This is a genomic window from Bacillus sp. FSL W8-0183, assembly GCF_038006825.1.
Taxonomy (GTDB): domain Bacteria; phylum Bacillota; class Bacilli; order Bacillales; family Bacillaceae; genus Bacillus; species Bacillus altitudinis.
Genome location: NZ_JBBOVY010000001.1, coordinates 3837054 through 3859736, shown reverse-complemented (window position 1 = coordinate 3859736; position 22683 = coordinate 3837054). Strand labels below are relative to the sequence as shown.

The window sequence follows — 22683 nt, the reverse complement described above, 5'->3', positions numbered from 1 at the left end:
ATATCTCTACAATGGATAAACTCGTTTATCCAAATGAGAGGGTAAATTGAATAGAGAGTTCATTCCATTTTTTATGTCATTTAGCCTATTTTTCCGTTTTGGAGGTCACGGTAAAATAGACTTTATGATCAATAATGGAGGGAGTGGCTTAATCTGGGCAAGATACTTGATGCAAAAGCACTAACCAGTGCCATGGATACAAGGGCAAAACACTATCAGGAACTCCGTGAACAAATGATAGATTTAAAAAAGGCATTACAAGGTGTTGCCAACCTCGGTGACGACTTCACTGGAAAAGGTGCCGATAACATTAAAAGCTTCTACAAAGAACTCGCCGGAAATGTGGACATGTTTATTAGCTTCATTGATAAACAAAAAGCCTTTCATGAAGGTGTTTCTGGGACACTCGATGATACAAATTTTGGCGGCGACACCTTTGTAGAAGAACACTTTTTAGACAACGCTGTACATATGGGAATCAAGAATGCCAAAAGCATCGTGAAGGATCAAAAAAAGGCACTCAAAACGATTTTTCAAGATATTGATGACCTCATTTCTCTGGAGGTATTTGATAGTAAAACTTTTGACGAAAAGATTGCAGATGCGGAAGATGAACGGAAGAAAACGGTTAAAGATTTAATAGAACTTGATCAAAATCTAAAAGATGAATATGCTTTGTCAGAGACTGAGGAGAAGGCTACAATGGCATTGTACGCAGAAATGATCAATGCCACAAATGACGGAAAATCCATTTCGCCTATGAATTTTGACAAGAAAGCGTATCAAAATAGCGAAATCTACAAGGCAAAAAGCGATATTGAGAAGCAAACTTCTGAATATCTAAAAATCAAAAAAGATCAAGAAGAAGCCCGCAAGATCGCAAAGGAACAAGAAGCGCTCGCCAACCGTCCGTGGTATGAAAAAGCTCTTGATTACGGAGGAAATATCGTCAATGAACTGACAGGCGTGAACGATGCAAAACGTGCCGCAACAGGTGTCGATCCGATCACAGGTGAAGAACTCACCGCAGGCCAGCGAGTCGCCGCAGGCGGCATGGCAGCAGCAGGATACATCCCAATCGTCGGCTGGGCAGGACGCATTTTTAAAGGCGGTAAAGCCGTCTATAAAACGACTCAAGCCACGTCCGCCGCATTCAGAGCGGTCGACATTTACAAGACATCACAGAAGTCTTTCGATGCGTTGAAAACATCGCAAAAAGGTTTATACGGCATCACCGCAACCAATGGCTTCAGCGAAGCGATCACAGGCCGAGATATGTTTGGAAATAAGATCTCGAAAGAACAGCAGGAAGCGAGTATGAATGCGGCGCTGGGGATGCTTTTGCCATTTGGGGCGAAAGGATTTCATGGGAAGATGGGAGTTAAGGGTACGGTAAAAGGGAATAAACTTAAAGAAGTTAAGGAAATTGACTTTGGAAGGCATATAGTAAAAGGTCAAAATGGCAAGAAGCAACTTATCCCAAATACAAAGTATGTAACCAACGATAACTACAAATATACTACTGATGAACTTGGACGTATTAAAAATGTAAATGCTCCCGAACTTGTATTGAAAAAGGCTGATAGAAATAAATATGCTCAGGCAAATGTAGGAGGAAGAGACAGATTACCGGATGATGATGGTGGACATTTGATAGGAGCTCAATTTAACGGTCCACCTGATATCGACAATCTTGTTCCACAAAATAGCCAGATTAATAGGAGGGGTGGGGTTTGGTATGAAATGGAGACTGAGTGGGCTAATGCATTGAAAGAGGTACCGCCCAAAAAGGTCTCTGTTAATATTGACCCGAACTATTCTAATAAATCAATGCGACCTGATTCATTTATGGTCGAATATGAAATTGAAGGGCAATTCCCAGTTATTCGCGAGATTGCAAACAAACCAGGAGGCTGATATTAATGAGTTTTGAAACAGAATTAAACCGGTTATATAAAGAAATTGCACAACAGGTTAATGATATGATTCCAACTGAATGGGATAACTTCTGGTTTAATGGTGAGGTTAAGGATGAAGAAGGAGGAGTTTTCTTCTTTTTCAAGCCTAAAGGTGAGGAACAGCACATTTATTCACATTATATTCCGAAACTATACAGTGTAGACAAGAGGGCATATAATAATGAGTTACATAGACTATTCCAACTTACTGTTGAACTTCAAAAAGTTTTTATTGATAATGACCAAGAACCATGGTTTTCAGTAACATTAATTTTAGATCATACAGGTAAATTAAACGTACATTTTGATTATACAAACTGGCATGAAAGTGGATTTGGACCAACAGATAGAATTAAGTATTTTGAATATAAATATATAAACCAAAATGAAGCACAGCAAGATTTAATAGAAAGAATGCAGAAATTTGAAGAAGAGTAAGCAGAAAGCACTTGGTTGCCGATAGGCAACAGGTGCTTTTTGACGTTTTTTCTATAGGGAGGAAAACTCATGATTGTATACAATGGACCAGTTGAAAACCCAGGAGAAGAATTTATTAAAAATATTTTCTTTGAAAAAGAAGCGGATTATTGGAAACAAGGAAGTGGAGATTCTTGTTTTGAGGTAGAAGGAGAAGATGAATGGCTTATTTTCTTTTATGATGAGCCATATGGATTCTTTATCATGAGACATCCTGATTATTTAGTCCCTTTGAAAAAGGATGTTGAAATAGAAACAATAGAGCATTTGGTTGGTGGAGAACCAATGAAAGTACCATCATGCAGTTATGTAAGTCGAGAAGAAGCATATAGAATTGTTCACCACTTTTTAAGTACAAAAACTATGCCTGATTTTGTTGAATGGGTTGATTTATATGACATCGATTTTGAATATGATTTTTAAAACTAGAGTGTCCATCTTTATGGGCACTTTTTTATTTGCATTGCAGAGAAAGAGCCGAGAAAAAGCCGACAAAAAGGGGATTTTTTTTCCTGAGTGGATCATCGTATGATAGAGACAAGCAAAACGAACGCATTGAGCACTATTGAGAAGCAAACTTCTGAATATCTAAAAATCAAAAAAGATCAAGAAGAAGCCCGCAAGATCGCAAAGGAACAAGAAGCGCTCGCCAACCGTCCTTGGTATGAAAAAGCTCTTGATTACGGAGGAAATATCGTCAATGAGCTGACAGGCGTGAACGATGCAAAACGTGCCGCAACAGGTGTCGATCCGATCACAGGTGAAGAACTCACCGCAGGCCAACGAGTCGCCGCAGGCGGCATGGCAGCCAGGCTACATTCCAATCGTCGGCTGGGCAGGACGCATTTTCAAAGGCGGGAAAGCCGTCTATAAAACGACTCAAGCCACCTCAGCCGCAGTCAGAGCAGTAGACATTTACAAGACATCACAGAAGTCTTTCGATGCGTTGAAAACATCACAAAAAGGTTTATATGGCCTCACCGCGACCAACGGCTTCAGCGAAGCGATCACAGGCCGAGATATGTTTGGAAATAAGGTCTCGAAAGAACAGCAGGAAGCGAGTATGAATGCAGCGCTTACAATGCTTTTACCGTTTGGATCGAAAGGTTTTCAGGGGAAAATGGGGGTAAAGGGTGCTGGCAAGAGCACTGATATCCCTTCTGTTAGAAATAAAGAATTTAATAAGTGGTTTGATAAATTATCAGTCGATGAATTTGAGAAAGCGTGGAATGTTCCTGCTTTGAGAAGTAAAATTGAGGATAGAATCAGACAACCAGGAGGCTACCACGAGTGGCATCTTGTAGCAAGAACACCTCAATTTAAAAAGTGGGATGTGAGTATGGATCGCATAAAAGAATTGAGGACGCTAACTAAAGATGTTGAATTTGTCAATCCTCCTGGACGGCATGGAGGACGGGGCTCTACTAAAGCACATAATGAAATATTAAAAATTATTGATAATGCTCCTGATTATGAAAGTTTTGTTAGAGAGTTAAATGAATGGGCGAGTAAACGAATGAAAAATGGAGTTCAGGATTTACCGGAAGGGCTAAGGAGGTAATACAATGAAAAATGATGTTTCTTTGTGGTTGGGAAACTTTAGTGATTTTGATGAGGTGGAAAATTACACAAAAGTTATGTATAACGATGATGGTGATAGCATTCCATCTGTTTTTGAGAAAGAATTTAAACTGGGTTACTATGATAGGAGTTTAATTGAAAAGGATTGGATTCCAGAAGCTGAAGATGATTTAAAAGAACTTCTGGTTGATTTCTCATATGATGATCAATTGATAAAACAATTTAATGATATCCAATTAAACTCTAAGTATAATACCATTATTTTAATTTATAATTATAATTATGAGAAAGACGGTTTGGCTGTTAATTCAGTAAATAAAGGTGAGTACACACTACAGTTTATTGGTACAGCAGAATACGTAGATTGATTAATATAAAGCACTTACTTGCTCAGATGGCAATGGATGCTTTTTGACGTTCTTTCTCTAGGGGGAAAAGCTCATGATTGTATACATTGGACCAGTTGAAGAATCAGTTGAAAACCCAGAAGAAGAATTTATTAAAAATATTTTCTTTGAAAAAGAAGCGGATTATTGGAAACAATGAAAAAGAAATTCCCTATAAATTGGAGAGAAAGGAACGCCATCCTTCGGTCCATGGAATAAATGATGTGTACTATAAAATAGCAAAACAAGAGCGTGGTATGTATACAAAAGAATTTAAAGCCTCTACTCATAAGAAGACTGTTTATGATGATAATGTATTTACTGATGAACAAATTTACCAATATGGACAAGAGGCAATGGAAAATGGTACTGAGTATGTAACTAGAGGCGATCAACATGTAATACAAGGTACATCAAATGGTTTAAAATTTGAAGGATGGAAAAATCCAAAAACAGGGGAAATTGAAAGCTTGTACCCAGTATTAGAATGGAAAAATATAGTAATTAGGAGGATCTTGATGTTAAAAAATATGCAGGCGATTATTCAAGACTTTTTTTCTTTTTTGAAGAATGATTTAGTTGAGGTGTTAGAGTGTTTGTCCCACAGAGAACCTTGGCAAGATCATATGATGGGATATGAACTTCCAGAGCATTCAGAGGATGTTGAATTTAATAATGGAGTAATGATATTTATGGACACAGCATCTTATCATGAAATTGTAATGGATAATCTAGATTTCTATAGTTGCTTGGAGGAAATTTGTATGGAGTATGTTGCTGAAACTCCAGAACAGGAGGCACAAGTTTATTTACTTTTGGACAAGGTAAAGACTACTTTAAATTTGTGAAAATTAAACCTAACTGAGTAAACCTTTAATACGAAGGTTGATTAACTTATATGAGGTATTCAAATGTATTTAAGGAGCAATATTTCGAAGTGTAGGGGAGAGATAAAAATCTTTAAAAACATCTATTTCAATTAATAAAATCAAAATGTGTAATGTTAATTGGATAAAGCTCGGAGGAGACAATAGAGTTTGTCTAATCACAAAAGGAATGTATTAAATTATGTATTTTTCATTAGAGCATTTAAAACATCACAAAATTAAAGTTGATTGGAAAACTATATATGTAGGAATTAGGTTAAATTTGATCTCATACAAAGAAATAAGCAAGTATGCAGTGGAATACTTATCTAATCATACTGAATGTGAAAATTCTTTAATCCTAGAATTAGCTTGGGGTGCTGGCGATCCAGATGAGGATTATAGAAAACTCCAAATGATATTAGTAGAATTATACAATGATTTGGTAGAAGAAGAATCTAGCCAATGGGACATTGAAAAAAGGAAATGGAGATATGGTATAACGTCTCACTTAAAAGAAAAAAATAAGAAGTCACCTGAAGAGTTATTGGATGAATTGTGTGAAGTATACGCTGATTTTGGTTACCCTGAGGATATGGAACCATTTATTCATTATATGCCTCCTTCAGATGGTTATAATCCGTTACTGTATTCAAAAGAAGAGAATATAAATAGATTAGTATCTCTTTTTGATGAGTTTTTACAAAAAGAAAAAGCAGTTGTCCAATTCGAGCAATTTTAATTACTGATTAAAAGGTGAATAATGAAAATAAAACTTGAATTCGAACAAGGTGTGACAAACTACTATAAGTGGTTAGATCAGAAAATAAATGAATTTAAACAGTTAAGTGTATATAGTATAAACGGATATCACTTTTTAAATGATGGTGGAATAGAGGCTTTTCAAAGTTATTGTCAAAATGAATTAATCGAAATTTTTAGCGGGCAATTAACTAATTACCATTTTTATATCTTTCTAAGTAAGAAAGTAAATGATGTACATTCGCGAATAGAGAGATTCCGAAAAGTATGGAAATCAATTGATTCGGAAATAAATACTTCAGGTTTTGAAAAGGGGCCAGAATTACTTTTAGATGAACAAGAAAATCAATTTTATGTCAGTATGGCCAAAGTACCTCAATCTGATTTAGATAAGGCATTGCGAATAATGGATCAGTATCAATCTAGTTTCATGATTGCCAGTAGAAGAGATTCTATGCTCTCAGAGGAATCTATAAAAGATTTGTTTTACACAGGATTGGATCAGAATAGTCATGAAGTAGATTATCAAGCGCTTTTTTTGAAGTATGGTTTGAATGGTGAAATTATCTTTAGATGGGGATCTGTTCTAAATGAGGCCGAATTGGCAATGATTTTAAATCAAGATCATACCCAGAAAATACAGGAGCGAATACAAAGCCATTCATAGTATCTCTAAAAGAGAATAATCCGTAATATTTTAAACAATCCCCACATTTGGGACTTGCCCTTCCGTTTTGTGAGACTGGGAGCAAAACACCGTATGAAACAGCCAGTTGTCGAAACTCTTTCGGTGACTGGTTGTTTCATTTCCCCCTTTTTTAGAGATCAAAAAAAATCATTTGTTTTGTCAGAAGGTATTAACTTTCCTGCAATCAAGAGAACATAAAAGTCAAATACATGGAGACAACTAACTAGAGCATATAGAAAAGCCTACACAACGTTAACCGAAATAGCCTTAAGGGTGATAGCGACTCCTAAACAAGGGAGATTGCTGTTTTTCTGAGATCATGAAATTGAATCGCTCTTGATGAATGTAGATGAAGTGTTTCATCATTTAACGAGACTTCTTGAGCACATCAAATGCTCAAGTGGATACGGTGATTTCATTTTAATAGCAGAGGATTTTCATTTTGGATGATGCATAGAGCGTCAAGAATATTTTTATGAGTTTAGTCTTTGGGGAATGTGAGTTTAGAGGTTTTTTTTCTATCACCATTTCCCTCAAATTTAAGCAATTCACTATCATTACCTTTCACATTCATATAAAATAAGAGCTAGTGAAAATTTGAAGAGATGCTTGATAAATGAAGGGCATGTAAGCTGTGAGCTGCATGAAATGATGAGATGTTTCAAGTACGTGAAGGTTGCAAAGCTGTTTCTCCTCACGCATGAATCTTGTAAGCGTAACCATTATTTGTCACTTCATTGCAATGTGTTGAGGGGTGTGTCAGCATGAGGAATCCGTATTTGAGAACGGCCTCTAGTCTTTATATCAATTATTTTTTATTAGGTATGGTCAATATTATTTTGGCTTCTAATATGCCATTTTTGATCAAACAATTAGATACAAATAGTGCGGGGATAAGTTATATGATATCTGCACTCGGTATTGGCAGGGTGCTCACGTATGGTTTATCGGGCGTACTGTCAGATCGTTTTGGACGAAAGCCAGTCATTTTGGTTTCCGGGGTGCTGATGGCGGTGTTCCTCATCGGAATCCCATTGTCTCCGAATTATCAAATCGCGTTTGCGTTTGCGATTTTGGCAGGGGTGGCGAATTCGGCGATGGATGCAGGGACGTATCCGGCTTTAATGGAAGCTTTTCCTCAAAACTCGGGATCTGCAAATGTGATGGTGAAGGCGTTTATTTCGATTGGGGCGACCATTCTGCCGCTCGCTATTTTCTTTTTAGCAGAGCATGATCTGTTTTATGGATTTGCGTTTTTTGTACCTGCTTTTATCTATTTAGTGAATGTGATGATGCTGTGGACATTGCCATTTCCGAATCATCGCAAGGTGGAGCAAGTTCAGGTGACGGAGCATGATGGGCTTCCGCGCTTCTCATCAGAGCCTACGTTTTGGAGAGAAGGGGTCGCACTGATTGTGATCAGTTTTACATCAAATGGTCTGTACGCCTTGCCGCAAATTTGGCTGCCTACGTACGGTGAGGAAATATTGGGAATGGCTTCTGGCAGTGCTGTGAAGCTGCTTAGTTACTATAGCATGGGCGGTTTGCTGTCTGTCTTATTGCTCGCATTTCTTTTGCGCCGTATTGTTCGTCCGGTCACCGTGCTGCTACTCTATCCGATTATTACATTAGCCTCTATCTGTGTGCTATTGGTCGTGAAGTCTCCAGTCATCGGGACCGTCAATGCATTTGTATTGGGCTTTTCAACAGCGGGTGTCTTTCAGCTGACGTTAACCGTAATGGCTGAGTTCTTCTGGAAAAACAAAGGGACGATGACAGGAATTATCTCAACAGCAGGCGGAGTGTCCGCCATTGTGATTCCAGTTGTCACTGGTTTGATCGAAACCCACTCGACCATTTTGCAAATCTTTATATTTGATGCGGGTGTGGCTGTTGTGGCGATCATCGGCGCAGTGTATATCCTTTATCGATATCGCCGTGTGATGATACACGAATAAAAAAGACGACTTCCAAAGCGGAGGTCGTCTTTTTTATGTTTCGTTTAGAAACGGTCATTTTCAAATAGAATTTGTTTTACTTGTTCAACAGGCATATCCTCACCAGTAAAGAGTTTGTACGCAAGGGCACCTTGCCATAGCATCATGCCAAGACCGTTAATCGTTTTGGCACCAGCTTCTTGTGCTTGAGCAAGAAGTTTTGTTTTTTGCGGGTTGTAGACGACATCTGTCACGATTAAGTCTTTGCGTAATACATCAAGGGTATCGTCAATAATGCTGAGCTCATCTAATGGTTTCATGCCAAGGCTTGTCCCGTTTGCTAAGATCGCACTTTCAGCTACTTCACGACGGAAAGCGTCTTTGTCTTCAAGTGGGAAAATATTCGCTTTGACACCGAATGATTTCATTTCGTTGTTGATGTAATTTACATTTTCTTCTGCTTGAACAAAGTATTGATCATTACGAGCAAAAATACTAATTTCACGAATACCTGATTGTGCAAGCTGAATGGCGATCGGTGTTGCAGCGCCGCCAGATCCAACGAGTGTAACCTTTTGTCCAGCTAATTCAACGCCATGTTCAATTAAGTTTCTTACATAACCAAGACCATCTGTGTTGTAACCAACCAGCTTGCCATCTTTGTTCACAACTGTGTTGCTTGCGCGAGTATATTTTGCAGAATCATCTAGTTCATCTAAGTAATCAAGTACTTTCATTTTGTTCGGCATGGATACGTTAAATCCAGCTGCACCCATTGCTTTCATCCCGTTTACTGCTGCTTCTAGTTCATCATTTCCTACCTCAAAAGCAAGGTAAGCATAGTTGATTCCTGTTAGTGTATAGCCAAGGTTGTGCATCCGTGGTGACAGGCTGTGTCCGATTGGTGTTGCAAGAAGACCGACTAATTTTGTTTTTCCATCAATATTACGTTCATGTATGTTTGTCATGATTGACATCTCCTTTAATTATCTAAACAATTTTTTCATGCGTCGTAAAACAAAGACTGCTAACAATACGCTGATGACCGCAATGATCATATCAAAGAATAAAGTCATTTTAATATCGTACGTGCTGACGAGTCCGCTTGTAATCAGCGGAACAAGGATAAACGCTGAGCTTGCCGCAATGTTGACATATGATGAAGCCGTTGCTTTGTTTGTAGGGAATAATTTCATCATAATACTCATCGCCAACTGGAAAATGCCGGCTGTAAATAATCCTAAGAAAAAGGTACTAACAATGACAATGCCGTACGTTTCGATTTGAAATAGTGAAAGCATGGCAAGGAATGCCCCGATTGGGTAAATAATGGCGACCATAATCGGTGAAATGAATTTATCTAATACGATTGAAAGCAATAGAACAGATACGAGTGCACCGATACTAAAATAAGAAAGAAGCTGTGTCGCTTGTCCTGAGCCAAGCCCAATCAATTTCAACCCGAGCTGTGGAAGCCAAGTTTGCCATACGACAAATAATGCAGTAGACGTGAATCCCATAAGTACAACAGCTAAACCTTCACCAAACATTTTCGGTTCTTCCTTCATTTGCTCTTGAACGGGAAGATCGTTTTGAGAAGCCGTTTGCTTATGATTTGGGAAGGGCATAAAGATTAAGTAAATGCCTACAAGTAAATAAAGAAGCCCTAGACCAAAGAATGCCCAGCCCCAGAAGATGTCATGTGCAATAAGGAATGCCAAGATAAATGGAAGAACAGTCGCACCAATTGATACAGACGCCTTTACTAAAACAGAAGCTGAACTTGCTTTTTTAGGAAATGATTCTGTCAAAGCAGGATATGTTCCTGAATCAAGTAATGAGTTCGCAATCCCTGCGGAAATGGCAAAAATGAAAGCCAATGTATAATTGGTCGTTATTGGAATTCCAATTAAGAATAATAAGTAGAGAAAGTTACCTGTAATAATGACAGGTTTTCGCCCCCAGCTGTCTGCCAGCCGGCCAGAGAAAAAGAGAGCAATTAATTTACCGATCCCGATTGCTGATACAAGCAAGCTGATTTTTGGAATATCTACATGGTAGCGTTCAGATAAGCTTTCCATGTTTGAGGCCACAATAATATTGATCATGCCTAGCATGAAATAGTTTAAGTACATGCCAAGTGATGATTTAATGTATGGATTTTTCATGTTCCCACTCCTATATTTGAAACCCTGTTCGGGCCAAATTCTTGTTACCCTTTGTTATTTCCTTAAACGTAAATAATATTAAGTCCATCACAACACCCCTTGTGTGATTGATGAAAAAATAATGAATATTCATCTGTTCTTCAAATAAGTACATCGTTCTACTAAATAATTAAAAATAATAACAGTTATCATCAGTTGATGGACTTCCTCGATTTGATCAGAATCAAAAGATCCATCTTTAACTGTAGTTGATATGATAAATAACGATATGTTTACAAAAGGTATAACGATATACTAAAAGAAGCAACGAGATAAATATACTCCTGTGTATAAAATGTGTCAAGTTTATGACTTTGCGATTTAAAAAAAGAAAAATGTAATAAAGAAATAGTTGACTTGATCAATAAAAAAAGGAGAATCGCTTTGCAATTCTCCTTTTCATGATCATGTCGAGGTTTCTCGAATATGAAGTTGAGGCTTTAATATCAATCGCTGCAGTTCTTCATCCTGCTCGTTCATTTTATGATACAAAAGGTTGGCTGCTTTGACTCCAATGGATCGTGGAAATGATGAGACCGTGGTGAGCGGCGGGTGATACATCTCCGCTTCAGGGATGTTATCGAACCCAACTACATCAATGTCTTTACCAGGCTTGATGTCACGCGCTGCCAATTCTTGAATCACCCCAAACGCCACTAAATCACTGAAGCAAAAAATAGCAGTAGGTGGTTCGGGAAGGTCAATCACTTGGGCAAGGGCTTCTTTCCCGCCTTCACGGGTAGGCACCATATCAATAATAAGAGATTCATCCATCGTCAGGTCCTCATCATCATGGGCTCTTTTGAACCCTTTCATCCGTTCAATCCAAGTCGAGGAGGATTTGATTCCACCTAAGAAGGCGATGCGGCGATGCCCTTTTTGAAGAAGGTGACGGACCGCCATCCAAGTGCCTTGTTCATAATCAACGCCGACATAATCACAATGGACATCTGCTAATTCACGGTTTGCCAATACTTTTGGTGTGCGAATGTTGTTTAATTGTTTCACCGTTCGTGTCGAACTTTTCGATGCTGGATTTAAGATGATTCCACCCACTCGGTGCTCTACCATTGTGGAGATGAGCCGCTCCTGCTTATCTACACTATCAAAGGTTGTCCCAAGTAAAACGGTATAGCCAAGTGACTCAAGGGTAGTTTGCACACCGATTAAAAATTCAGAAATGAAGGTGTTTGAAATATCCGTGACGATCACACCTACAATATTTGAACTTTTCGACCGCATGTTGGCAGCGACGCGATCGTACACGTATCCCAAATCCTCCATGGATTGCAGCACTTTTTTCCGGGTGGCTTCAGAGATCCTAGGGTTGTTGCGAACAACGAGTGAGGCCGTTGAAGTCGATACACCGGCATGCCGAGCGACTTCTTGTAATGTCACACGCTGTTTGTTCATTTTTTTCATTTGTCTTCACCAACTTCATTGGATTGCCTAACTATGGTTCATCATCAAGATGGATGTCTCCACCAAACGAGCCGAACATTCTTTGTTTCATTATACCTTAATCAAGGGGTGTTGATGAAGTGATGTCATATCAGCTTCAGATAAGGAGGAAACAACATCTTAAAAGATTACCATTGACAGCTTTCTTTTAGAGGCGTAAAATATAAAATTATTCAGAAATAGCAACATTTAAAGTAAATATCGAAGGCTATGATTGCTGTGGGTCACACTATGGCAGGAGCAGCTTCTGGAGAGACCGCATGTATGTGCGGCGCCGAAGGGTTCACAATCTCAGGCAAAAGGACAGAAGAGTACGAAATATTGTATTTGTGATGCATGGATCATACTGTGTATTGCTTTTCTCTATTTTGCTATTCTTTTATGACCGTGAGATTGGAGCGCATCCAATCTCTTTTTTTATGGACTTTTTGATAGTTCATTATTTCAGTATAGGATCGTGTCGTAGGAGGGTGTTGAAATTGGCACAACAAGAGTTAAAGCGAGATTTATCAAACCGTCATGTTCAATTAATTGCCATTGGCGGAACGATTGGAACTGGGCTGTTTTTAGGGTCTGGAAAGGCCATTCAATTGGCTGGACCATCGATCATTTTTGCGTACTTAATTGTCGGAATGGCCATCTTCTTTGTCATGAGGGCACTTGGAGAATTGCTCTTATCTAAGGCGGGCTATCAGTCTTTAACGGATATAGCAGAGGATTATCTTGGATCATGGGCTTCCTTTGTGACAGGATGGACGTATTGGTTTTGCTGGATTATGACAGCGATGGCAGATGTTATTGCGGTCGGGGTGTATGTGCAGTACTGGTTTGATATTCCGCAGTGGATTCCTGCTATTATTTGTTTATTGATTTTGCTAGGATTTAATTTATTAACGGTGAAGCTTTTTGGAGAAATGGAATTTTGGTTTGCACTGATTAAAGTGATTACGATATTACTGTTGATTGGCGTTGGAATTGTCCTGTTAATCATTGGTTTCCAAACAGATGCAGGGCCCGTGACGGTAACGAATCTGTGGTCACACGGAGGATTCTTTCCAAATGGTGTGACAGGCTTCTTATTGTCATTCCAGATGGTGATTTTTGCGTATGTGGGCGTGGAACTTGTCGGTGTGTCAGCAGCAGAAACAGCGAATCCGCAAAAAAACATCCCGTCTGCGATTAATAAAATTCCATTAAGAATTCTATTTTTCTATGTAGGTGCGATTTTTGTATTACTATGCATCAACCCATGGACAGAACTCAGTGCATCAGAAAGTCCTTTTGTGAAAACCTTTGGGCTCATTGGGATACCAGTAGCGGCGGGACTCATCAACTTTGTCGTCCTGACATCTGCGGCGTCTGCTTGTAATAGCGGTATGTTCTCAACGAGCCGAATTTTGTATAATCTCAGTCATCAAAAACAAGGACCGGCATCCTTTGGTCGTCTAAATAAACACGCTGTACCAAGTAATGCCCTGTTTGTGTCGACAATTGTGGTGTCAGTAGGGGCTCTTTTAAGCAAGCTAATTCCTGAACAAGCCTTTGGTATTGTGACAACGATTAGTGCCATTTGTTTCATTTGGGTATGGAGTATTATTTTAATATGTCATTTGAAATATAAGAAGACACGTCCTGAACTGCATAAGGCGTCTACCTTTAAAGCGCCATTTACACCTTTTGTGAATATAGCGGTTCTTGTGCTCTTTGCTGCCATTCTTGTCATCATGCTTTTCGCTGATGCAACACGTCCAGCCCTGTTATTGACACCCGTATGGTTTGGGTTCTTATTTTTGATTTATGCACGACAGAAACGACGTTCAGCATAATGAACGAAAAAAGCACAGCCTTTTTAAATGGCTGTGCTTTTGCTTATTTAACGATTTCGAATCTTCAACATATAGTATGCATTCAGAATGATCAGAACAAGTCCAACGACGATGATGGAGAAGAGCTGAGAGTGATTGGCGCCAAGAGAATAGACAATCAAAATAAACATGGCACCGGTCAATAAAATATTCATCATTTGAAAAGTGTGAAAAAGCCCATCGAGCATCACATGCTTTTCGCCTTCATCAGAAATGGCGAGCAGTTTTTTGCCATAATCTTTATCGGTTGGACTAGGTAGGTGACGATTAGGATAGACGAGCTTTAGGACAGAGGTCGACACATAAGAAAGAATGACGGTGATCAAAAATAAGGCAGCATTTGCGAGAATCAGCCAAGGTGGCTGCTCGGTTACGATGGAAATTCCAATTGCAATAATCGATAAAATGGTACTCACCGTATTAGCTAACGTTACATCAGTAAAGGTTCGATACTGTTTTACCTCGAGTTCATCCTCCTCATCACCAGATACCGAAAGAGAGACTCTTTTCTTCATGCGTGAAATGCCTGAAAAACAATAAATGATGAATAGAACTGTCAAGCCAGTGATGACAAGAGTCGCTTCAAATGCAGCTTGCAGAAGTGTCAGCTCAAATTCGGATGCCAGCAAACAGTAAGCACCGAGAAAACCAAGGAGAGCACCTAAGAGCATTTTGTATACAGTTTTCATGTGAGTTCATCCTCCTCGAATAGAAAAATATGTTCAATGGGTTCTTGAAAAATACGTGAAAGCCTCATAGCAAGTAAGAGAGACGGCATTAATTCATCTCGTTCCATTAAGCTGATCGTCTGGCGGGAAACCTTTGCCCGTTTCGCAAGCTCCGTTTGGTTTAAACCATCACGTGCCCGCAGCTCTTTTAGCCGATTTTTCATTCTGTCACCTCAACTCTGATCAAAATGTTATCTTGATTGTAAAGTATTATATTCATTTTGACAAGTATAGTTGTCAAAATGATAAAAATAATTGTCAGAAAGATCGCCTTTATTCAAAAGGGAATCAATGATACGCTAAAGAAAAGAGAAACGGAAAATAGGTGATGCCCATGTTCATTGATCAATTAAAAAGTGACTTACATCAATCACAGCCGCTATTTATCGGAGAAGAGACAGCGTTCAAAGCGGCAGTCCTTGTCCCTTTGGTGCAAGTAAACGGGGAATGGCATGTTTTATTTGAAGTGCGATCACTGACGATGAGAAAACAGCCTGGCGATATTAGCTTCCCAGGAGGCAAACTCGACGGCGGCGAAACCGCACAAGAAGCTGCACTGCGGGAAACATATGAAGAACTAGGGATTCCGCCCGAATCCGTCAAGGTGTTAGGACAGCTCAGTCCTTATATTGCCTCTCCATCCTTTGTGGTATATCCATTTGTCGGAATCATTGATGAACAGCAGGTCAAACATTCCTTTAATCAAGAAGAAGTAGAGGAGACCTTTACTGTGCCTCTATCATGGCTCAGCCAATACGAACCGTACTTACACCATGTATCGGTGCAGCCAACACCAGGAGAGGACTTTCCTTATGAAAAAATCATGAATGGTGAAAAATACAGCTGGGGGAGTCGTTCGATTGAGGAGTGGTTTTATGATTACGATCGTTACACCATTTGGGGATTAACTGCCCGCATATTAAAACATTTTGTGATGGTTGCAAAAACAAATTCCTAGAGAATTAGCTCTAGGAATTTGTTGTAGAAAGGCGTTCTTTTGCGGTTTCTTTTCCATTCCCTTTTCCAATTAGGATGGGCGCTTTAGCTTGGCTCAATCCATATGAAGGCATGTTCACGTAGATAGATTCATATGATCCGGCTTGAATTTGATACGTTTCATGATAAATTCCGACCGCGTCATTATTTCGTGCTCTTTGGTTAAATCCTTTCCAAGCAGCCAAATGCTTCTCCATCTTGGCGTAAGCAAGGAGATCCTCTGTTGATTTCCAATATTGGATCATGGTGGTGGTGCGTAAACCGAAGTAATTTTCTGTCCCGAGAAAACCAAGTTCTTCTTGATGTGTATAAAGTTCTTTGATCATCCCCGGCATCGCCTTAAATACTGGCAGCCATTGATGGACAGCCCAGCGTTTATTGATTCTCATTCCGATAATGAACACAACAATCGGTTCAGAATTGTCTGTTGTATACCTGCCAGCACGTATATTTTTTTTCACTTGTTCATCCTTCTTTCTTCATCGATTCACAGGTCTCCACGCACCAATCAATTCCAGCCTGCGCCACTTTCTTTCCGTAATCTAATGTATATAGCCAATACTTCGCATCAGCTTCATCTGGATACAGCTCTTGAATGTTTTGTTCAATCGCAACATATGTCTCATAACGGATACGGAGCTGCCTCTCATAATCTTGTAAAAGCACCAATTTTTTCTCAAACGAAAGATATTGACCAAAGAATAACTTTAATAACACTTCATTTCGTTCTGATGGTACTTGATCGAGCGGCTGCGCCAGCCATTGCCTCAACGTGTCCAGCCCTTTTTCAGTCAGATGATACTCCCGCTTGTCTGAGCGCCCAGTTGTAGAAGCGGGTGAAACCTTCGCAAGCCCTTCCTCGACTATTAACTTTAAAGCTGGATAAATTTGTCCATAACTAATTTTCCAAAAGTGATGCAAGCTCCTATCAATTAATTGCTTCACTTCATACCCAGACTTACAATCTGTCGTCAAAATCCCCAAAATCGCATACGTCGTATCATTGTATTTTTTCATTGATCAACACACCTATCTAAAAGATATATCATTTAGATATATAATAAACGATGTATAACTGCAGATACAAGAGGTATGAGAAAAAAATAAATGCTAGAAAGGAGGTGAAGAGATCACTGATTGGTTAATCAATGAGATGAATCCTTCATATAGAGTGAACGATCATAGTTTGGAGGGGACATATGAGTAAATCAAAAATCTGGATCATGACTATTCTGGCGGTACTACTGATTGGTGGAGGCGGTTGGATAGCCTATCAAGCAATCGCAAAAAAGAATTCATTGAATCATGCCTATGCATTTGCGTATAAAACGAAGGATAGAATGAGCTGGTTTGAGATATCTGAGAATAAAGGCAAAGTAACGGGGCATTTGAATGAAAAGTATATAGAAGAAATATGGTGGGATCCCAAAATATATAAAAAACAATATGTAGTGTCCGGGAGTTCAAAGGAAAACGGTTATGAATTTCGAGTCAAACAAGGCAAAGAAACAATCATATACGAAGTTCAAATGTCTGGGAAAGACCTATCTGTAAAAAAACAAGGTGATAAGAAAAGCAGGATATATAAAGCAATCAATCGAAAAAAGCTAGATTCGTATCACAAAAAAATTCAAGATCGACATCAACATCTAGTTGATACATCAGAAACTAGATTTTATGACAATATGAGACACTTCAGGGATAAAGTAGCGAAGGTATATGGTTTTCTATATACGGCAGAGGACAAACAACTATTTTTACAAGTGGAAAGCATGCATATTGAGAATGGATGGCTCGGCTCTTTTCTAATAACAACTGTTTCTGAAGATGGTTGTAAGCCATATAAAGAAATGAAATTAGAAGTCGGAGGCTTTACGGATGGTGGAGGATTTTTAGACATGAGCTATGATCCTATAATTGAACAAGGTGTACTGATAGGTTCGACTGATCGAGATGCAAAATCAATCAAACTGCCAATTAAAAAGACCAACGGTACAATAGAGTTAAGAGCTTTCACGCGTCAGGAATATAAAAAACTCCCTAAACCATATATCATGACAGGCGATTCGGTAGAGTTAAAAGCTGTCACGAAAAAGGAATATGAAAAACAAGCGAAAGCATTTAAAAAGAAAGCAGAAGAAAAGAGAAAATAGGCATCTTAAACCAGATGAGTGAATCAACTTATCTGGTTTTTTATGGATAAACATTTTGTTGATTGATGATAGAAGAAACAAAAGAGTTGCTTTAAGTAAATAAAGAAAAGCATTTTGGGTATATAGACCTTAATAATTTTTAGAAAAATAAATGTTGACGCTTTCATATAATCAATATATACTAAAAACAAATCCAATATAAATAAATTAGACATGTGACTGGTCATGCAGGCAGGATCTAAAAACGATGAATTACTTTAATTTGTCGTTTTAGATCCTTTTTTTATTGCCAAAATATAGGTCTCATGTATGAGAAAAGGAGGAGAAAAAATGGATTACACACAAGTCGCCAAAGATGTTTTACAGCATGTAGGTGGTAAAGAAAACATTGCGCACCTTGAACACTGCTCAACAAGACTTCGCTTCACACTAATTGATCAGAAAAAAGCAGATGTACCAGCATTAGAAAAAATAACAGGTGTCATAGCTGTCAGAATGTCAGGACAATGCCAAGTGGTCATTGGGAATGACGTGATTGAAGTGTATCAAAAGGTAACAAATTTAATGGGCGGCAGCTCATCCGGGCAAGGCGTGCCATCCAATCAGCCAAAAGAAAAAAGAAAAGCAGGCACAGTTCTATTAGATTTCATTGTGGGTGTCTTCCAGCCGCTTGTTCCGGCTATCGCAGGCGGAGGGATTTTAAAATCATTTCTTCTCCTTTTCTCTTTATTAGGCTGGGTGGATGCAAAAGGCCAAACCTATCAAATACTGAATATGGTGGGTGACGCACCACTATACTTCCTGCCATTACTAGTCGCTGTCACAACGGCAAATAAACTAAAGGTAAACCCACTGGTCGCATTATCAGCAGTCGGTGCACTCCTTCTTCCGAACATGACAGCCATGCTTACTGAAGGTGCGCAATTAATGTCATTCGACGTAAAAAATATAGCTTATGCGTATCAAGTGTTTCCAGCAATCCTTTCTGTATTGCTTTACGCTCAAATGGAAAAATTCTTCACACGATTTTCACCAAAACCAATTCGGATTTTCTTTGTCCCAATGATGTCATTAGTCATTACTGTACCAGTTACGTTACTGCTATTAGGACCACTTGGTTTTACAGCAGGACAAGGGTTTTCATCCGTTATTCTTGCGATGTTTAATACAGTAGGCTGGGTAGCTGTCGCAATTTTAGCAGCGGTACTCCCGTTTATGGTTGCATCAGGCATGCACAAAGCAATGGTCCCTTATGCAGTGACAACGATGGGGAACCTCGGGAAAGAAGCACTTTATTTACCAGCATCACTTGCGCATAATATTGCGGAAAGTGGAGCGTGTTTCGCAGTGGCACTACGCACGAAAGACAAGGTACTCAGATCAACAGCCATTTCGGCAGGAATTTCAGCATTTTTTGGCATCACAGAGCCTGCTTTGTATGGTGTGACACTTCAAAATAAACGCGTACTTGGAAGTGTCATGATTGGTTCGTTTGTTGGCGGGATCTTCATTGGATTAGTTGGTATACAAGCCTTTGTACTTGTTGGTCCTGGATTAGCAAGTATGTCGATGTTTATATCAGATGAGCTTCCACGAAATCTAATGTTTGCTGTCATTGGAGCTGTCATTTCCTTCGTTGTTGCTTTTATCGCTGCTTTTGTATTAGGTAAGGATAAAAAAGTAGAAGAAAAGACAACTGATCAAGAAGCATTTGCTGAACAAATTGGAGCAGGGGAAACTTTCAAAAGCCCTGTGATTGGTCAAATGATCTCTCTATCTGAAGTAAAAGATGATATTTTCTCTTCAAAGGTCATGGGAGACGGAATTGCCATTGTTCCTTCAGAAGGAGCGTTATATGCACCAGTAGATGGTGAGGTCACCTTGCTGTTCGAAACAAACCATGCACTTGGTATGAAAACGGACAAAGGGGTGGAAGTATTATTCCACATTGGCATTGATACTGTACAGTTGGAAGGACAGTATTTTTATCCAAAAGTGCAGGCAGGAGATCGTGTACAAGCAGGGGATTTACTCATTGAATTTGATGTAGAAAAAATCATGGAAGCAGGATACGATCCAGTTACGCTTGCTGTCATCACGAATACCGATCAATATGATATTAAGGTACAGCCATTACAAGAGGTCAATCGCCAAGATACATTGATGGTTATCACCCAATTAGGAGGCTAAACATATGACGACAATAAAAGGTTTTCCAAAAGGATTTTTATGGGGCGGCGCCATTGCCGCCAACCAAGCAGAAGGCGCTTGGAATGTAGATGGAAAGGGCCCATCTGTTGCTGATATTGCGATGTACAGGTCTAATTTGAGTGTAGAAGATTATGAAGGGCATCTAGCTGTTACTTCTGAAAATATAGATCGAGCGATGAAAGACCCAGATGATAAAAAGTATCCAAAACGCAGAGGTGTTGATTTCTATCATCACTATAAAGAGGATTTGGCTCTATTTGCTGAAATGGGTTTTAAAACTCTTCGCATCTCTATTGCATGGAGCCGTATCTTCCCAACTGGAGAAGAGAACGAACCAAATGAGAAAGGACTCCAATTTTACGATCGTTTATTTGCAGAAATGAAAAAACACAACATAGAACCGATTGTGACGCTGTCACATTATGAAATGCCGTTAGCACTGAGCGTGAAATATAATGGCTGGGTTGAAAGAAAAGTCGTTGATCTCTTTGTTAAGTTCGCCAATGTATGTTTTGAACGTTATAAACATGATGTGAAATATTGGCTTACCTTTAATGAAATAGATAGTATTCATCGCCACTCTTTTATTACAGCAGGAATTATTCCTGATCGCTGCCCAGAAGGGAAAGAGGAAGAGACGGTTTATCAAGCACTCCATCATCAATTCATTGCCTCTGCACTCGTAACAGCAGATTGTCATCGCATCATACCAGGCAGTCAAGTAGGGTGTATGCTGACAAAATTAACAACGTATCCGCACACTTGTCATCCGAATGATGTGGAGCGGGCATTGAAACAAAACTTAGAAAACTATTTCTATGCAGATGTTCAGGTATTTGGTGAATACCCGCCGCTTATCAAGCGCATGCTTGAGAGAAAAAACATTCATATCCAAATGGAATCAGATGATCTTTCTATTTTAAAAGAAAATACAGTAGATTTTATCTCGTTCAGCTACTATATGTCTTTAACTGAATCAGCTGATGAAGGATTAGAAAAAACGGATGGAAATACCATCCGTGGGGTCAAAAATCCTTACCTTCCATCTACTGATTGGGGATGGCAAATTGATCCGGTTGGTCTGAAAATTTCTTTAATAGAATTATATGATCGTTATCAAAAACCACTGATCATTGTAGAAAACGGCATGGGTGCAAAAGATGTTGTTGAAAGTGATGGATCAATTCACGATGATTATCGTATTAACTATTTCAAAGAGCATTTCCGCCAAATGAGAGAAGCGGTGGAAGAAGGCGTTGACCTCTTCGGATATACGAGCTGGGGCTCAATTGATATTATTAGTGCAGGTACATCACAGATGTCAAAACGATACGGGTTCATTCATGTAGATCAAGATGACGATGGAAACGGTACATTAAAACGTTCTCGTAAAGACTCATTTTATTGGTACAAAAAGGTCATTGAAACAAATGGTGAATCGCTTGATTGAAAAACCACAATCATGAAAACAGGTGATGACGATGTTTAAAATCAAAAAAGTTTTAAACTCGAGTGTGGTTCTGGCTGAAGATCAGAACCAACAGGAGATGGTTCTATTCGGCCGGGGGATTGGTTATGGACAAAAACCAGGTCAAATGATTGAAGAAAAGAAGGCAGATCAAGTGTTTATGTCTGTCGATAACATGAGAGCGAAGGAATTTCTCCAACTATTAGATTCAATGCCACAAGAGTTTATCGATTTAACTCAGCATATTGTTCAATATGCTGTAAAACGCTTAAACTCAAGTCTGAATTCTGGTGTCTATTTTACCTTGATGGACCACTTGAATTTTGCAGTAGAACGGCACAAGAAGAATATTAATATTACAAATCGAGTATACTGGGAAATCAAAAACTACTATACCGAAGAATTTGAAGTAGGTAATTATGCGCTTGAGTTAGTCAACAATACATTGGGCATACAATTACCAAAGGAAGAAGCGGCCAATATCGCCTTCCATTTAATTAATGCGTTAGGTGAAGAGTCCGATTCTAAAGACGGCATGAAGTATGCCAAGATGATCGGAAGTATTGTGAATCTCGTCCGCTATACGTTGAATATGAAAATGGATCAAGAGAATATTCATTACAGCCGATTTATTACACATGTGAAATTCTTTGTTGAAAGATTTTACGCAAATAAATTATTATCAGATCAAGAAAATGAGTTGTTTGAACAAATTGCACACTTGTATCCTCAAGCGATGGATGTAGCTTTCAAAATCAAAGATTATATTAAACAGGTGCATAGTATTGTTATTCCAAATGACGAACTTACGTATCTGGCGGTACATATTCACCGCCTCATTTCTTATCAAGAACTAAAATAAATGTGGACCACTTGCCTCATTACAAGGCAAGTGGTTATTTGTATTGTATCGGTTTATGTTCCGATAGGTCGTTCTGT

Annotated in this window: 23 protein-coding genes, 1 pseudogene and 1 riboswitch; of the genes and pseudogenes, 17 read left to right on the top strand and 7 right to left on the bottom strand. The window is 38.9% G+C overall.

The genetic code is table 11. The annotated features are described in order from the left end of the window. Nucleotides 1-192: 192 nt before the first annotated feature. From NSQ64_RS20320 to NSQ64_RS20275, 11 genes and pseudogenes are all read left to right on the top strand, one after another. On the top strand, nt 193-1917 hold the full coding sequence (locus tag NSQ64_RS20320) for a T7SS effector LXG polymorphic toxin (RefSeq protein WP_445684651.1): 1725 nt from the start codon (nt 193-195) through the stop codon (nt 1915-1917). A 5-nt stretch (nt 1918-1922) separates the two neighbouring features. Further along, nucleotides 1923-2396, top strand: coding sequence for an immunity protein YezG family protein (locus tag NSQ64_RS20315; protein ID WP_171465959.1), 474 nt, complete (start codon nt 1923-1925; stop codon nt 2394-2396). A 69-nt stretch (nt 2397-2465) separates the two neighbouring features. After that, entirely contained in the window at nt 2466-2858 is a 393-nt protein-coding gene (locus NSQ64_RS20310; RefSeq protein WP_341018073.1) for a hypothetical protein, read from the top strand. 129 nt (nt 2859-2987) lie between these two features. After that, nucleotides 2988-3574 (top strand): annotated as a pseudogene (locus NSQ64_RS20305) (pre-toxin TG domain-containing protein); the annotation flags it as partial. Continuing rightward, a complete protein-coding gene (locus NSQ64_RS20300) occupies nt 3556-3996 on the top strand; it encodes a hypothetical protein (RefSeq protein ID WP_201779067.1) in 441 nt (146 codons plus the stop codon). The pseudogene NSQ64_RS20305 and the gene NSQ64_RS20300, both read left to right, overlap by 19 nt. A 4-nt stretch (nt 3997-4000) precedes the next feature. Then, the gene (locus NSQ64_RS20295; RefSeq protein ID WP_135010081.1) at nt 4001-4384 is read left to right on the top strand and encodes an immunity 22 family protein; all 384 of its coding nucleotides are present in this window, start codon (nt 4001-4003) and stop codon (nt 4382-4384) included. Nucleotides 4385-4530: 146 nt separating this feature from the next. After that, the gene (locus NSQ64_RS20290) at nt 4531-5250 is read left to right on the top strand and encodes an EndoU domain-containing protein (protein WP_341018070.1); all 720 of its coding nucleotides are present in this window, start codon (nt 4531-4533) and stop codon (nt 5248-5250) included. 220 nt (nt 5251-5470) lie between these two features. Continuing rightward, nucleotides 5471-6010 carry a DUF2247 family protein gene (locus tag NSQ64_RS20285; protein WP_341018068.1) on the top strand — a complete coding sequence of 180 codons (540 nt, stop codon included), beginning with the start codon at nt 5471-5473 and terminating at the stop codon, nt 6008-6010. Between the two features lie 21 nt (nt 6011-6031). After that, entirely contained in the window at nt 6032-6697 is a 666-nt protein-coding gene (locus NSQ64_RS20280) for a hypothetical protein (RefSeq protein WP_341018067.1), read from the top strand. A gap of 360 nt (nt 6698-7057) precedes the next feature. Next, nucleotides 7058-7168, top strand: coding sequence for a YxiF family protein (locus tag NSQ64_RS21040; protein ID WP_445684650.1), 111 nt, complete (start codon nt 7058-7060; stop codon nt 7166-7168). A 314-nt stretch (nt 7169-7482) separates the two neighbouring features. Further along, nucleotides 7483-8676 (top strand): MFS transporter, encoded by a 1194-nt coding sequence (locus NSQ64_RS20275; protein ID WP_024720468.1) that lies wholly within the window; start codon nt 7483-7485, stop codon nt 8674-8676. 44 nt (nt 8677-8720) lie between these two features. On the opposite strand, the gene NSQ64_RS20270 is transcribed toward NSQ64_RS20275, so the two are convergent. From NSQ64_RS20270 to NSQ64_RS20260, 3 genes are all read right to left on the bottom strand, one after another. Further along, on the bottom strand, nt 8721-9623 hold the full coding sequence (locus tag NSQ64_RS20270) for a shikimate 5-dehydrogenase (protein WP_008344408.1): 903 nt from the start codon (nt 9621-9623) through the stop codon (nt 8721-8723). Between the two features lie 18 nt (nt 9624-9641). Next, the gene (locus NSQ64_RS20265; protein WP_024720467.1) at nt 9642-10823 is read right to left on the bottom strand and encodes an MFS transporter; all 1182 of its coding nucleotides are present in this window, start codon (nt 10821-10823) and stop codon (nt 9642-9644) included. A 444-nt stretch (nt 10824-11267) separates the two neighbouring features. After that, a complete protein-coding gene (locus tag NSQ64_RS20260) occupies nt 11268-12284 on the bottom strand; it encodes a LacI family DNA-binding transcriptional regulator (RefSeq protein ID WP_268372478.1) in 1017 nt (338 codons plus the stop codon). Between the two features lie 276 nt (nt 12285-12560). Continuing rightward, nucleotides 12561-12640, top strand: a riboswitch (glycine riboswitch). A 162-nt stretch (nt 12641-12802) separates the two neighbouring features. Here NSQ64_RS20260 and NSQ64_RS20255 point away from each other — a divergent pair. Further along, a complete protein-coding gene (locus NSQ64_RS20255; protein ID WP_341018062.1) occupies nt 12803-14149 on the top strand; it encodes an amino acid permease in 1347 nt (448 codons plus the stop codon). Nucleotides 14150-14196: 47 nt separating this feature from the next. On the opposite strand, the gene NSQ64_RS20250 is transcribed toward NSQ64_RS20255, so the two are convergent. After that, nucleotides 14197-14877, bottom strand: coding sequence for a DUF3169 family protein (locus NSQ64_RS20250; RefSeq protein WP_341018060.1), 681 nt, complete (start codon nt 14875-14877; stop codon nt 14197-14199). Beyond that, nucleotides 14874-15080, bottom strand: coding sequence for a helix-turn-helix transcriptional regulator (locus NSQ64_RS20245; protein ID WP_008347396.1), 207 nt, complete (start codon nt 15078-15080; stop codon nt 14874-14876). The genes NSQ64_RS20250 and NSQ64_RS20245 overlap by 4 nt, the downstream gene beginning before the upstream one ends. A 170-nt stretch (nt 15081-15250) precedes the next feature. On the opposite strand from NSQ64_RS20245, the gene NSQ64_RS20240 reads away from it, so the two are divergent. Further along, nucleotides 15251-15874 carry an NUDIX hydrolase gene (locus NSQ64_RS20240; RefSeq protein WP_341018057.1) on the top strand — a complete coding sequence of 208 codons (624 nt, stop codon included), beginning with the start codon at nt 15251-15253 and terminating at the stop codon, nt 15872-15874. A gap of 10 nt (nt 15875-15884) precedes the next feature. Here the strand turns inward: NSQ64_RS20240 and NSQ64_RS20235 are convergent, their stop codons facing one another. Together NSQ64_RS20235 and NSQ64_RS20230 are read right to left on the bottom strand one after the other, a co-directional pair. Further along, the gene (locus tag NSQ64_RS20235; RefSeq protein ID WP_125589239.1) at nt 15885-16373 is read right to left on the bottom strand and encodes a DUF4188 domain-containing protein; all 489 of its coding nucleotides are present in this window, start codon (nt 16371-16373) and stop codon (nt 15885-15887) included. A 4-nt stretch (nt 16374-16377) separates the two neighbouring features. Beyond that, nucleotides 16378-16929 (bottom strand): PadR family transcriptional regulator, encoded by a 552-nt coding sequence (locus tag NSQ64_RS20230; protein ID WP_008347390.1) that lies wholly within the window; start codon nt 16927-16929, stop codon nt 16378-16380. Between the two features lie 182 nt (nt 16930-17111). On the opposite strand from NSQ64_RS20230, the gene NSQ64_RS20225 reads away from it, so the two are divergent. The 4 genes from NSQ64_RS20225 (at nt 17112) to NSQ64_RS20210 (ending at nt 22606) form a co-directional block, all read left to right on the top strand. Beyond that, on the top strand, nt 17112-18065 hold the full coding sequence (locus NSQ64_RS20225; protein ID WP_341018054.1) for a hypothetical protein: 954 nt from the start codon (nt 17112-17114) through the stop codon (nt 18063-18065). A 330-nt stretch (nt 18066-18395) separates the two neighbouring features. Beyond that, nucleotides 18396-20255 carry a beta-glucoside-specific PTS transporter subunit IIABC gene (locus NSQ64_RS20220; protein ID WP_268381777.1) on the top strand — a complete coding sequence of 620 codons (1860 nt, stop codon included), beginning with the start codon at nt 18396-18398 and terminating at the stop codon, nt 20253-20255. Between the two features lie 4 nt (nt 20256-20259). Beyond that, nucleotides 20260-21726 carry a glycoside hydrolase family 1 protein gene (locus NSQ64_RS20215; protein WP_008347383.1) on the top strand — a complete coding sequence of 489 codons (1467 nt, stop codon included), beginning with the start codon at nt 20260-20262 and terminating at the stop codon, nt 21724-21726. 31 nt (nt 21727-21757) lie between these two features. Further along, complete coding sequence (locus NSQ64_RS20210) at nt 21758-22606, top strand: PRD domain-containing protein (protein ID WP_268381778.1); 849 nt, start codon at nt 21758-21760, stop codon at nt 22604-22606. Nucleotides 22607-22683: the final 77 nt, after the last annotated feature.

Excerpts from the sequence above, each read along its gene's own strand:
- NSQ64_RS20320 (WP_445684651.1), top strand. The coding sequence starts at position 193 with ATGGATACAAGGGCAAAACACTATCAGGAACTCCGTGAACAAATGATA.
- NSQ64_RS20315 (WP_171465959.1), top strand. The coding sequence starts at position 1,923 with ATGAGTTTTGAAACAGAATTAAACCGGTTATATAAAGAAATTGCACAA.
- NSQ64_RS20310 (WP_341018073.1), top strand. The coding sequence starts at position 2,466 with ATGATTGTATACAATGGACCAGTTGAAAACCCAGGAGAAGAATTTATT.
- NSQ64_RS20300 (WP_201779067.1), top strand. The coding sequence starts at position 3,556 with ATGGGGGTAAAGGGTGCTGGCAAGAGCACTGATATCCCTTCTGTTAGA.
- NSQ64_RS20295 (WP_135010081.1), top strand. The coding sequence starts at position 4,001 with ATGAAAAATGATGTTTCTTTGTGGTTGGGAAACTTTAGTGATTTTGAT.
- NSQ64_RS20285 (WP_341018068.1), top strand. The coding sequence starts at position 5,471 with ATGTATTTTTCATTAGAGCATTTAAAACATCACAAAATTAAAGTTGAT.
- NSQ64_RS20280 (WP_341018067.1), top strand. The coding sequence starts at position 6,032 with ATGAAAATAAAACTTGAATTCGAACAAGGTGTGACAAACTACTATAAG.
- NSQ64_RS21040 (WP_445684650.1), top strand. The coding sequence starts at position 7,058 with ATGAATGTAGATGAAGTGTTTCATCATTTAACGAGACTTCTTGAGCAC.
- NSQ64_RS20275 (WP_024720468.1), top strand. The coding sequence starts at position 7,483 with ATGAGGAATCCGTATTTGAGAACGGCCTCTAGTCTTTATATCAATTAT.
- NSQ64_RS20270 (WP_008344408.1), bottom strand. The coding sequence starts at position 9,623 with ATGACAAACATACATGAACGTAATATTGATGGAAAAACAAAATTAGTC.
- NSQ64_RS20265 (WP_024720467.1), bottom strand. The coding sequence starts at position 10,823 with ATGAAAAATCCATACATTAAATCATCACTTGGCATGTACTTAAACTAT.
- NSQ64_RS20260 (WP_268372478.1), bottom strand. The coding sequence starts at position 12,284 with ATGAAAAAAATGAACAAACAGCGTGTGACATTACAAGAAGTCGCTCGG.
- NSQ64_RS20250 (WP_341018060.1), bottom strand. The coding sequence starts at position 14,877 with ATGAAAACTGTATACAAAATGCTCTTAGGTGCTCTCCTTGGTTTTCTC.
- NSQ64_RS20245 (WP_008347396.1), bottom strand. The coding sequence starts at position 15,080 with ATGAAAAATCGGCTAAAAGAGCTGCGGGCACGTGATGGTTTAAACCAA.
- NSQ64_RS20240 (WP_341018057.1), top strand. The coding sequence starts at position 15,251 with ATGTTCATTGATCAATTAAAAAGTGACTTACATCAATCACAGCCGCTA.
- NSQ64_RS20230 (WP_008347390.1), bottom strand. The coding sequence starts at position 16,929 with ATGAAAAAATACAATGATACGACGTATGCGATTTTGGGGATTTTGACG.
- NSQ64_RS20225 (WP_341018054.1), top strand. The coding sequence starts at position 17,112 with ATGAGTAAATCAAAAATCTGGATCATGACTATTCTGGCGGTACTACTG.
- NSQ64_RS20220 (WP_268381777.1), top strand. The coding sequence starts at position 18,396 with ATGGATTACACACAAGTCGCCAAAGATGTTTTACAGCATGTAGGTGGT.
- NSQ64_RS20215 (WP_008347383.1), top strand. The coding sequence starts at position 20,260 with ATGACGACAATAAAAGGTTTTCCAAAAGGATTTTTATGGGGCGGCGCC.
- NSQ64_RS20210 (WP_268381778.1), top strand. The coding sequence starts at position 21,758 with ATGTTTAAAATCAAAAAAGTTTTAAACTCGAGTGTGGTTCTGGCTGAA.